Annotated in this window: 7 protein-coding genes; 3 read left to right on the forward strand and 4 right to left on the reverse strand. The window is 70.2% G+C overall.

Features of this window, described 5'->3' with window-relative positions; genetic code table 11:
• Positions 1 to 98: 98 nt before the first annotated feature.
• Complete coding sequence (locus AB5J87_RS23615) at positions 99 to 347, reverse strand: hypothetical protein (RefSeq protein WP_369379056.1); 249 nt, start codon at positions 345 to 347, stop codon at positions 99 to 101.
• Between the two features lie 93 nt (positions 348 to 440).
• Here AB5J87_RS23615 and holA point away from each other — a divergent pair, with 93 nt between their 5' ends.
• Positions 441 to 1,427 carry a DNA polymerase III subunit delta gene (gene holA / locus AB5J87_RS23620; RefSeq protein WP_369379058.1) on the forward strand — a complete coding sequence of 329 codons (987 nt, stop codon included), beginning with the start codon at positions 441 to 443 and terminating at the stop codon, positions 1,425 to 1,427.
• 743 nt (positions 1,428 to 2,170) lie between these two features.
• Here holA and rpsT read toward each other — a convergent pair.
• A complete protein-coding gene (rpsT, locus tag AB5J87_RS23625; protein ID WP_369379059.1) occupies positions 2,171 to 2,437 on the reverse strand; it encodes a 30S ribosomal protein S20 in 267 nt (88 codons plus the stop codon).
• A 208-nt stretch (positions 2,438 to 2,645) separates the two neighbouring features.
• On the opposite strand from rpsT, the gene lepA reads away from it, so the two are divergent.
• Positions 2,646 to 4,511, forward strand: coding sequence for a translation elongation factor 4 (gene lepA / locus AB5J87_RS23630; RefSeq protein ID WP_369379061.1), 1,866 nt, complete (start codon positions 2,646 to 2,648; stop codon positions 4,509 to 4,511).
• Positions 4,512 to 4,781: 270 nt separating this feature from the next.
• Complete coding sequence (locus tag AB5J87_RS23635) at positions 4,782 to 6,668, forward strand: long-chain fatty acid--CoA ligase (protein ID WP_369379062.1); 1,887 nt, start codon at positions 4,782 to 4,784, stop codon at positions 6,666 to 6,668.
• A gap of 128 nt (positions 6,669 to 6,796) precedes the next feature.
• On the opposite strand, the gene AB5J87_RS23640 is transcribed toward AB5J87_RS23635, so the two are convergent.
• Complete coding sequence (locus AB5J87_RS23640) at positions 6,797 to 7,381, reverse strand: two-component system response regulator (protein ID WP_369379064.1); 585 nt, start codon at positions 7,379 to 7,381, stop codon at positions 6,797 to 6,799.
• A gap of 9 nt (positions 7,382 to 7,390) precedes the next feature.
• A complete protein-coding gene (locus AB5J87_RS23645; RefSeq protein ID WP_369383650.1) occupies positions 7,391 to 11,461 on the reverse strand; it encodes a HAMP domain-containing protein in 4,071 nt (1,356 codons plus the stop codon).
• Positions 11,462 to 11,550: the final 89 nt, after the last annotated feature.

An 11,550-nucleotide genomic window follows, 5' to 3' on the forward strand; every position in this document is an offset into this window, starting at 1 on the left:
CCCGCCCGGCCTTGTACGCGTCGCCTCGTCCCGCCCCGTCCGGGCCGGTCGGTCCGTCGGGGCGGCGCGTTCCGGCCGGGCCGCTGCCGTCGCGCCGTTTACGGCGTCTCCAGCCAGCCCTCGTACTCCTCGGCCAGTTCGTTCAGGGCCGCAGGGTCCAGGCGGGCGGTCGGGTCCTCGATGACGATCAGCCACTGGGCGTCCTCGGCGTCGTCCTCGCCGGCCAGGGCGTCGCGTACGAGCTGGGGCTCCTCGGTGACGGCGAAGCGGGCGGGGAGTTCCTCGGCCAGCTCTTCGGCGGCGTCGCGGTCGGGCAGCACCAGTACGTGTCGGGTCACATCGCTCACCTGGCCATTCTCCGGTACGGGGAGGGGTGCGGGGAACGGGTGCCGGGGCAGGGCGCGGGGGGCTGTCAGTGGGGCGTGGGATGCTGGACGGCGATGGCCACCAGGAAGAATTCCACCGACGATCCGCTCGCCCCCGTCACGCTCGCCGTGGGCCAGGAGGACCTGCTGCTCGACCGCGCCGTGCAGCAGGTGGTGGCGGCTGCCCGGGCCGCCGACGCGGACACCGATGTGCGCGACCTCACGCCCGACCAGTTGCAGCCCGGCACGCTGGCCGAGCTGACCAGTCCGTCGCTGTTCGCCGAGCGCAAGGTCGTGGTCGTGCGGAACGCGCAGGACCTGTCGGCGGACACGATCAAGGACGTGAAGGCGTATCTCGACGCGCCCGCCGAGGAGATCACGCTCGTGCTGCTGCACGCCGGTGGTGCCAAGGGCAAGGGGCTGCTCGACGCGGCGCGCAAGGCGGGGGCGCGGGAAGTGGCGTGTCCCAAGACGACGAAGCCGGCGGAGCGGCTGACGTTCGTGCGGTCGGAGTTCCGGGCGCTGGGGCGTTCGGCGTCGCCCGAGGCGTGTCAGGCGCTGGTCGATTCGATCGGCAGCGATCTGCGGGAGCTGGCCTCGGCGGTGTCGCAGCTGTGCGCGGACGTGGCGGGGACGATCGACGAGGCGGTCGTCGGGCGCTACTACACCGGGCGGGCCGAGGCGTCGAGCTTCACGGTCGCCGACCGGGCCGTCGAGGGGCGGGCGGCGGAGGCGCTGGAGGCGTTGCGGTGGTCGTTGTCGACGGGGGTGGCGCCGGTACTGATCACCAGTGCGCTGGCTCAGGGGGTGCGGGCCATCGGGAAGCTGTCCTCCGCCCGGGGCGGGCGGCCCGCCGATCTCGCGCGGGAGCTGGGGATGCCGCCGTGGAAGATCGATCGGGTGCGGCAGCAGATGCGGGGGTGGACGCCTGATGGGGTCGCCGTGGCGTTGTTGGCTGTTGCTGAGGCTGATGCGGGGGTGAAGGGCGGGGGGGACGATCCGGAGTACGCGTTGGAGAAGGCTGTGGTTGCGGTGGCTCGGGCCGCTCGGGGGCGGCGGTGAGGTTGCCCCTCCCCGCCCCTTCCCCAAACCCGCCGGGGGTGGGGGGAGCGAGGTAGAGGGTTTTTTCCCGGGGGCTCCGCCCCCGGACCCCTTCGCGGGGCCTGCGGCCCCTGCACCCCGCCTGCGGGGCTCCGCCCCTGCACCTCGCCTACGGGGCTCCGCCCCTGCACCCCGTCCGGGGGCCCGGCCCCGGGACCTCTTCAGGGTGCCTGCGGCCCTGCACCCGGCTTGCGGGGCTCCGCCCCTGCACCCCGCCTGCGGGGCTCAGCCCCTGCACCCCGCCCACGGGGCCCGGCCCCGGGACCTCTTCGCGGGGCCTGCGGCCCCTGCACCCCGCCTGCGGTGCTCCGCCCCTGCGCCCCGTCCGGGGGGCCCGGCCCCGGGACCTCCGCCCCCCCCGGGCCGCACACCTTCGCGCACCCCCGCCCCTCCACACCCCCTCGCCCCCACATGGGCACTCCGCCCCCTCCCCCCCCCGGCGGAAACGGGGCATGTGGGCAGCCCCCCCCACACACACGCCCCCCCACGCACGAAACCCCGCCCCCACCCCCGCAAAAAGGGGTGGAAACGGGGTTCCGTTTCAAGCTGGGCGCCGCACCCGCGTGGCGAACGCAGGCCGCGTGCGGCGGTGGTGCTGGTACCGGGTGGGAGCGGATGAGAGGGCCCGCTGGGTCCCTACCGGTGGACTATCAAGTGGTCAGCCGAGGCCGACCGGGTGAGCGGCCCGGGGGCCGGTCGTTCGGTCAGGCATGGAGGGCGGCAACCTTGGTGGCCAGCGCCGACTTCTTGTTGGCGGCGGCGTTCTTGTGGATGACGCCCTTGCTGACGGCCTTGTCGAGCTTCTTGGAGGCGGCGCGGACAGCCGTGGTGGCCGCCTCGACGTCGCCGGCCAGGACAGCCTCGCGGGCCTTGCGGATCGCGGTCTTGACCTCGGACTTGACGGCCTTGTTGCGCAGGCGCGCCTTCTCGTTGGTCTTGTTCCGCTTGATCTGGGACTTGATGTTCGCCACGAAAGAGCCTTTTCAGGTTCGATGTATCAGATGGTTGTGCGCACTCGCCGCTGAGAGGGCAGACGAGACACAGCTGCCCAGGTTACCAGCCGTCCAGCTGGCGGCCCAAACCGGTCGCAGTCCCGTTCCCATGGGACGATGGGGGCTACGTATCGATCCGACATCGCCCGAGACGAGACGCCCCGCGTCTCAAGAATCAGGACCCTGCGTGCCCGCGACTCCTCCCAACGTGCCCGAGCCGAGCCGTACCGACCCGGCTCTGATCCGCAATTTCTGCATCATCGCGCACATCGACCACGGCAAGTCGACCCTTGCCGACCGGATGCTCCAGCTGACCGGTGTGGTCGAGCAGCGGCAGATGCGCGCTCAGTACCTCGACCGTATGGACATCGAGCGTGAGCGTGGCATCACGATCAAGAGCCAGGCCGTCCGGTTGCCGTGGGCTCCCACCGAGGGGGGCGATCAGGGGCGGACGCACATCCTGAACATGATCGACACTCCCGGGCACGTCGACTTCACGTACGAGGTGTCGCGGTCGCTCGCGGCCTGTGAGGGGACCGTCCTGCTGGTGGACGCCGCCCAGGGCATCGAGGCGCAGACCCTGGCCAACCTCTACCTCGCCATGGAGAACGACCTCACGATCGTTCCCGTGCTCAACAAGATCGACCTGCCGGCCGCGCAGCCCGAGAAGTTCGCCGAGGAGCTGGCCAACCTCATCGGCTGCCAGCCCGAGGACGTGCTGAAGGTCTCCGCGAAGACCGGTGTCGGCGTGGACGCGCTGCTCGACCGCGTGGTGCGCGACGTGCCCGCGCCGGTCGGTGTGGCCGACGCGCCCGCCCGCGCGATGATCTTCGACTCGGTCTACGACTCGTACCGGGGCGTCGTCACGTACGTACGTGTGGTCGACGGGCAGCTCAACAAGCGTGAGCGGATCCGGATGATGTCGACCGGCGCCACGCACGAGCTCCTGGAGATCGGGACGAACTCGCCGGAGATGCTGCCGGCCGACGGCCTGGGCGTCGGTGAGGTGGGCTATCTGATCACCGGTGTGAAGGACGTCCGCCAGTCGAAGGTGGGTGACACCATCACGCAGATGACCGGTGGCGCCACCGAGGCGCTCGGCGGCTACAAGGACCCGAAGCCGATGGTCTTCTCGGGTCTGTATCCGCTGGACGGTTCGGACTACCCGGACCTGCGCGAGGCCCTGGACAAGCTGCAGCTCAACGATGCCGCGCTGGTCTACGAGCCGGAGACGTCGGCCGCGCTCGGCTTCGGTTTCCGCGTCGGCTTCCTGGGCCTGCTCCACCTGGACGTGATCCGGGAGCGGCTGGAGCGCGAGTTCGGTCTCGACCTGATCGCGACCGCGCCGAACGTGGTGTACCGGGTCGTCCTGGAGGACGGCAAGGAGGTCACCGTCACCAATCCGAGTGAGTTCCCGGAGGGGAAGATCTCGGAGGTGTACGAGCCGGTCGTGCGTGCCACGATCCTCGCGCCGAGCGAGTTCATCGGTTCGATCATGGAGCTGTGCCAGACCCGGCGCGGCACCCTGCTCGGCATGGACTACCTCTCCGAGGACCGGGTCGAGATCCGTTACACGCTGCCGCTCGCGGAGATCGTCTTCGACTTCTTCGACCAGCTGAAGTCGAAGACCCGCGGCTATGCCTCGCTGGACTACGAGCCCACCGGCGAGCAGGCGTCCAGCCTGGTCAAGGTGGACATCCTGCTCCACGGCGACAAGGTCGACGCGTTCTCGGCGATCACGCACAAGGACGCGGCGTACGCCTACGGCGTGCGGCTGGTCGCCAAGCTGCGCGAGCTGATCCCGCGGCAGGCGTTCGAGGTGCCGGTGCAGGCGGCAATCGGTTCCCGGGTCATCGCCCGCGAGACGATCCGCGCCATCCGCAAGGACGTCCTCGCCAAGTGCTACGGCGGTGACATCTCCCGTAAGCGGAAGCTGCTGGAGAAGCAGAAGGAGGGCAAGAAGCGGATGAAGATGGTCGGTTCCGTGGAGGTTCCGCAGGACGCCTTCATCGCGGTGCTCTCCAGCGACGAGAGCGCGTCCAAGAAGAAGTAGCGGAACGCGCGACACGAAGTGACCGGCCGGTAACCGGTCGAAGTGACCGGTCGGTAGGTGTCGGGGCGAAACGGCCCCGGAACCCCTTCGACCCCGGTCACGACACGGGCCCCCACTCCTCGGAGCGGGGGCCCGTTCGTTATGAAACCCGCCTCTGTTGCCTCTTACGCGCCGGGCGGCGGCGCTCTACTCTGATCACGGCCCGATGGTTACTCGCCAGTTAAACAAGAAGCAGCCGCAGCCCTGCCGCAGGCCAGCTCGGAGGACGTCGTGAGCGACACACAGATCTTGATCGAGAACCGGCCACCGTCGGTGGCGGCCCTCTTCGTCCAGCGCGTGGAGGCGACCCCGGACCAGGAGGCGTACCGCCATCCGGTCCCGGCCGCCGGCGGTCAGGGTCCCGACGAGTGGAAGTCGCTGAGCTGGGGCCAGGCCGCCGAGCGGGTCTTCGCCATCGCCGCCGGTCTCGCCGATCTGGGTGTCACCTCCGAGGAGCGCGTCGCGCTCGCCTCCGCCACCCGGGTCGAGTGGATCCTGGCGGACCTGGGCGTGATGTGCGCGGGCGGCGCGACCACCACGATCTACCCGCAGACCAACGCCGAGGAGTCGGCGTACATCCTGGCCGACTCGCAGAGCCGGGTGCTGATCGCGGAGAACGCGGTCCAGCTGGCGAAGGCCCGCGAGCGGCGCGCCGAGCTGCCCGAGCTCGCCCATGTCGTGGTGATCGACCCGGCCGGCGCCGGGCCCGCCGAGGGCGACCCCGAGGGCTGGGTGCTGAGCCTGGCCGAGCTGGAGGCGCGCGGCGCCGCGTACCTGGAGAAGAACCCGGACGCGGTCAAGGAGCGGATCGCGGCCATCACCTCCGACCAGCTGGCCACCCTGATCTACACCTCGGGCACCACCGGCCGGCCCAAGGGCGTGCGCCTGCCGCAGGACAACTGGTCGTACATGGCCAAGGCGATCGCCGCGACCGGGATGATCAGCGGCGACGACGTGCAGTACCTCTGGCTGCCGCTGGCGCACGTCTTCGGCAAGGTGCTGACGTCCGGACAGATCGAGGTCGGGCACGTCACGGCCGTCGACGGCCGGGTCGACAAGATCATCGAGAATCTGCCGGTGGTCCGGCCCACCTACATGGCCTCCGTCCCCCGGATCTTCGAGAAGGTCTACAACGGGGTCGCGGCCAAGGCGCGCGAGGCGGGCGGCGCCAAGTACAAGATCTTCCAGTGGGCGGCCGAGGTGGCCCGGGAGTACGCCAAGGTCAGCCAGGACAACTTCCGGCGCACCGGCAGGGCGTCGGTGCCCTTCGGGCTCGGCGCCAAGCACAAGGTCGCCGACGCGCTGGTGTACTCGAAGATCCGCGAGGCGTTCGGCGGGCGGCTGCGCGCCGCCATCTCCGGCTCGGCCGCGCTCGCGCCCGAGATCGGCTTCTTCTTCGCGGGCGCCGGGATCCACATCCTGGAGGGGTACGGGCTGACCGAGACCAGCGCCGCCTCCTTCGTCAACCCGGGCGAGGCGTACCGCACCGGCACGGTCGGCAAGCCGCTGCCCGGTCTTGAGGTGCGCATCGCGGACGACGGCGAGATCCTGCTGCGCGGCCCCGGCATCATGGAGGGCTACCACAAGCTGCCCGAGAAGACGGCCGAGGTGCTGGAGTCGGACGGCTGGTTCCACACCGGTGACATCGGCGAGCTCTCGCCCGACGGCTATCTGCGGATCACCGACCGCAAGAAGGACCTGATCAAGACGTCGGGCGGCAAGTACATCGCGCCGGCCGAGGTCGAGGGCCAGTTCAAGGCGGTCTGTCCGTTCGTCTCCAACATCCTGGTGCACGGCGCCGACCGGAACTTCTGCACCGCGCTGATCGCGCTCGACGAGCCCGCGATCCTGGGCTGGGCCAAGGACCACGGCGTCTCCGGCTCGTACGCCGAGGTGGTGGCGGACCCGGAGACGGTGGCGCTGATCGACGGCTATGTGAAGCGGCTCAACGAGGGGCTCCAGCGCTGGCAGACCATCAAGCAGTTCCGGCTGCTGCCGCGCGACCTGGACGTCGAGCACGGCGAACTGACCCCGAGCCTGAAGCTGAAGCGCCCGGTCGTCGAGCGCGAGTACAAGGCGCTGATCGACGAGATGTACGCGGGCTCGCGCGAGGCGTGAGCCCGGGTCCTTGAGGAACCGGGCACGGCCGCCGGGGGCCGGACGCCGGATTCACGTCCGCCCCTTTGGGGCCGTCGCCCGATCCGCCTCCGCCCGCCCGGCGGCGAAGGCGGGTCCCGTGAGCGGTCCTAGCGGTCGTGGCCCCGTTTCAGGTCGCGCATCAGGCTTTCCAGGGCGGCCAGTTGGTGGCGCAGTTCGGTGACCTCGGCCGGGCCGCCGCGGGCCAGTTCCTCCTCGATCGCCGTCAGCCGGCGCGCGATCTCGGCCAGGTGCTGCTGCTCCTGGGCCAGGAGCCGTTCCAGCTGGCGGCTCTTGCGGTGCAGGTCCAGGAAGACGTTCACCTTGGCCCGCAGCACCCAGGGGTCGAACGGCTTGGTCAGGAAGTCCGCCGCGCCCGTGGCGTACCCCCGGAACGCGTAGCCGCTGTCGGCGTCCGTCCCGGTCAGGAAGATGATCGGGACGTCCTTGGTCTGGTCGAGGCGCTTGATGTTGGACGCCGTCTCGAAGCCGTCCATGCCGGGCATCCGCACGTCGAGCAGGACCACCGCGAACGGCCGGCGCAGCAGTGCCTTCATCGCCTCCTCGCCCGAACGCGCCCGTACCAGCGGCTCGTTGAGGGATCCGAGGACCGCTTCGAGGGCGATCAGATTGTCTTCCATGTCGTCGACGAGGAGGATGCTCGCCCGGTCGCCGGGCGGTGCATCAATGATCATCGTGTCGCCTTACGTGGTCGGTGGCGCGGCGGCGGGCTCCCCGGTGCCGCGTGTCTGCTCGGGTACGGAACCGCCGTCCGGTCCCGGACCGCCCGCGCCGCCCTCGGGGTCCAGCAGTGCGCAGACCACGGTGAGGAGCCGGTCCACGTCGACCGGCTTGGGGACGTACTCGTTGGCGCCCTGGGCGATGGACTTCTCGCGGTCGCCGGGCATCGCCTTCGCGGTGAGCGCGACGATCGGCAGCTCGGCCCAGCGGGGGCTGCGGCGGATCGCCTCGATCGTCTCGTAGCCGTCCATCTCGGGCATCATGATGTCCATCAGGACCAGTTCGACGTCGGGGCTGCGCTCCAGGGTCTCGATGCCCTCCCGGCCGTTCTCCGCGTACAGGACGGGCATGCCGACCCGGCCCAGTACGTGGGTGAGCGCGAAGACGTTGCGGATGTCGTCGTCGACGATCAGCACCCGGCGCCCGGGGAGGACCTGCCCGGCGCGGCCCCGCTTCCACTCCTCCAGCTTGGTGCTGGTGGGCCAGCCGTCGTCCTGGTCGGGCAGCAGGACGTGGTCGGAGGAGAGCGGCTCGGCCGGGTCCGGGCCGAGCTCGGGCGGCTGGTCGGGTTCGCCGACCGGATGCCCGGGGTGGCGCACCGGTACGTACAGGGTGAAGGTGGAGCCCCGGCCCGGCTCGCTGGCGGCGACGATCCGGCCGCCGAGCAGCCCGGCGATCTCGCGGCTGATGGAGAGGCCGAGGCCGGTGCCGCCGTACTTGCGGTTGGTGGTGCCGTCGGCCTGCTGGAACGCCTCGAAGATCACCGGGAGTTTCTCGGGGGCGATGCCGATGCCGGTGTCGGTGACGGCGAAGGCGATCAGGTCCTCGGTGTGCGGCGTCCCGTCGTCCGGCTCCTTGACCCGGCCGACGCTCAGCTCGACGCGGCCGGAGGAGGTGAACTTGATCGCGTTGGAGAGCAGGTTGCGCAGGATCTGCTGGAGGCGCTGCTCGTCGGAGTACATCTCGCGCGGCACGTCCTCGCCGACGGCGACCTCGAAGGCCAGGCCCCGGTCCAGGGTGAGGGGGCGGAAGGTGGCGTGGACGTAGTCGAGGACCTTGATCAGCGGGAGCCGCTTGGGGCGGACGTCCATCCGCCCGGCCTCGATCTTCGACAGGTCCAGGATGTCGTTGATCAGCTGGAGCAGGTCGGAGCCGGAGCGGTGGATGGTGGAGGCGAACTGCACCTCCTGCTCGGAGAGGTGGGCGTCGGGGTTGTCGGAGAGCAGCCGGGCCAGGATGAGCAGCGAGTTGAGCGGGGTGCGCAGCTCGTGCGACATGTTCGCGAGGAACTCCGACTTGTACTGGGAGCTGGTGGCGAGCAGGGCCGCCTTCTCCTCCAGTTCGGCGTTGGAGCGCTGCAGTTCGGCCTGCTGGCGCTGGAGTTCGTCGGAGCGCTCCTGGAGCTGGATGGCGAGCCGCTGGGACTCGCTGAGCAGCGATTCGGTACGGGAGTTGGCGATGATGGTGTTGATGGCGACGCCGATGGTGTTGACGAACTGGTCGAAGAAGGCCAGGTGGACGTCGGAGAAGCGGGAGAAGGAGGCCAGCTCGATCACCCCGAGCAGCTTGTCCTCGAAGAGGATCGGGATGATCACCACGCTGGCGGGGGACGCCTCCCCGAGCCCTGAGTTGATCTTGATGTAGTCGGGCGGGGCCTCCTCCAGGAGGATCCGCTTCTTCTCCAGGGCCGCCTGGCGCACCAGCCCGTGCCCCGGCATCCCGGTGGTGTCGACGGTGGCGCCCTGCGCCGAGCCGTACCCCGCGATGAAGGCGAGGCCCTTGGTGGCGCTGGTGGTGCGGGAGGGGGTGCCGTCCTCGTCCGGGTCGGCCAGGAAGAACGCCCCGTACTGCGCGTTGACCAGCGGGGTCAGCTCGCGCAGGATCAGATCGGCGACCTCCATCAGGTCCCGGTGGCCCTGCATCAGGGCCGCGAGCCGCGCCAGGTTCGACTCCAGCCAGTCCTTGGCGCGGGTCGTCTCGCGCAGATTGGCCACCATCAGATTGATGTTGTCCTTGAGCTCGGAGACCTCGCCCCGGGTCTCCACGGTGATCGAGCGGGACATGTCGCCCTGGGCCACCGCCGAGGCCACCTCGGCGATCGCGCGGACCTGGGTGGTGAGGTTCAGCGCCAGTTCGTTCACGTTCGTCGTCAGGCGCTTCCAGGTGCCGTACACGCCCTCGACCCGGGCCTGGCCGCCCAGCTGGCCCTCCGAGCCGACCTCGCGGGCGACCCGGGTGACCTCGGAGGAGAACGAGGAGAGCGTGTCCACCATGGTGTTGATGGTGGTCTTCAGCTCCAGGATCTCGCCGCGCGCGTCCACGTCGATCTTCTTGGAGAGGTCGCCCTGGGCCACCGCCGTGGCGACCTGGGCGATGTTGCGGACCTGTGAAGTCAGGTTGTCCGCCATGTAGTTGACGTTGTCGGTGAGGTCCTTCCAGACGCCCGAGACGCCCAGCACCTGGGCGCGCCCGCCGAGCCGGCCGTCCGTGCCGACCTCGCGCGCCACCCGGGTGACCTCGTCGGCGAAGGCGCGCAGCTGCTCCACCATCGTGTTGACGGTGTCCTTGAGCTCCATGATCTCGCCGCGCGCGTCCACGGTGATCTTCTTGGAGAGGTCGCCGTTGGCGACGGCGGTGGTGACCTGGGCGATGTTGCGGACCTGGGAGGTGAGGTTGGACGCCATGAAGTTGACGTTGTCGGTGAGGTCCTTCCACACCCCGGACACCCCGCGCACCTGCGCCTGACCGCCGAGGTTGCCCTCGGTGCCGACCTCGCGGGCGACGCGGGTGACCTCGTCGGCGAAGGCGGAGAGCTGGTCGACCATGGTGTTGATGGTCGACTTCAGCTCCAGGATCTCGCCCTTGGCCTCCACCGTGATCTTCTTGCCGAGGTCGCCCTGGGCCACGGCGGTGGAGACCAGCGCGATGTTGCGGACCTGTGAAGTCAGGTTGTCCGCCATGAAGTTGACGTTCTCGGTGAGGTCCTTCCACACCCCGGAGACGCCCCTGACCTGGGCGCGCCCGCCGAGGTTGCCCTCGGTGCCGACCTCGCGGGCGACGCGGGTGACCTCGTCGGCGAAGGCGGAGAGCTGGTCGACCATGGTGTTGATGGTCGACTTCAGCTCCAGGATCTCGCCCTGCGCGTCCACCATGATCTTCTGCGACAGGTCGCCGTTGGCGACGGCGGTGGTGACCTGGGCGATGTTGCGGACCTGGGAGGTGAGGTTGGACGCCATGAAGTTGACGTTGTCGGTGAGGTTCTTCCAGACCCCGGAGACGCCCCTGACCTGGGCGCGCCCGCCCAGCTGACCCTCGGTGCCGACCTCGCGGGCCACCCGGGTGACCTCGTCGGCGAAGGCGGAGAGCTGGTCCACCATCGTGTTCACGGTGAGCTTCAGTTCGAGGAGCTCACCGGTCGCCTCGACCGTCACCGTACGGGTCAGGTCGCCGCGCGCCACCGCCGTCGTCACCGCCGCGATGTCGCGGACCTGCGCGGTGAGGCGGGCCGCCATCGTGTTGACGGCCTCGGTCACATCGCGCCAACTGCCGCTGAGGCGCTGCACCTTGGCGCGCCCGCCGAGGCGGCCCTCGGTGCCGACCTCGCGCGCCACCCGGGTCACCTCGCCGGTGAACAGGGAGAGCTGGTCGACCATCTTGTTGACGGCCCCGCCGAGCCGGCGCAGATCGCCGCGCAGCTGGCGGTTCCCGTCGTGCAGGTCGACCCGCTGGGTCAGATCGCCGCCCGCCACCGCGTCGAGCACGCGCGTCGCGTTCGCCGCCGGCACCACCAGGGCGTCGATCAGGGTGTTCGCGCTGGTCACCCCGGACGTCCAGGAGCCCTGGCCGGGGCTGGCCGCGAGCCGCTCGTCCAGCCTGCCGTGCCGCACCACCTCGCGGCGCACCCGCATCAGCTCGTCCGTGAAGTGCTGGTTGCGGGCGGCGACCTGGTTGAAGATGGCCGCCAGTTCGGCCGGTATCCCCTCGTGCGTCTCCTGCAGGCGCACCCGGAAGTCGCCGTCGCGCAGCGCCGTCATGGCGGCGAGCAGCGGGCGCAACTCCGGTGCGCGGATCCAGTCCCCGTCACCTCGCGGCACTGCGGTGTCCTTCGTCATCTCGGCCCACT

This window comes from Streptomyces sp. cg36 (assembly GCF_041080675.1).
In the GTDB taxonomy this organism is placed as follows: Bacteria; Actinomycetota; Actinomycetes; order Streptomycetales; family Streptomycetaceae; genus Streptomyces.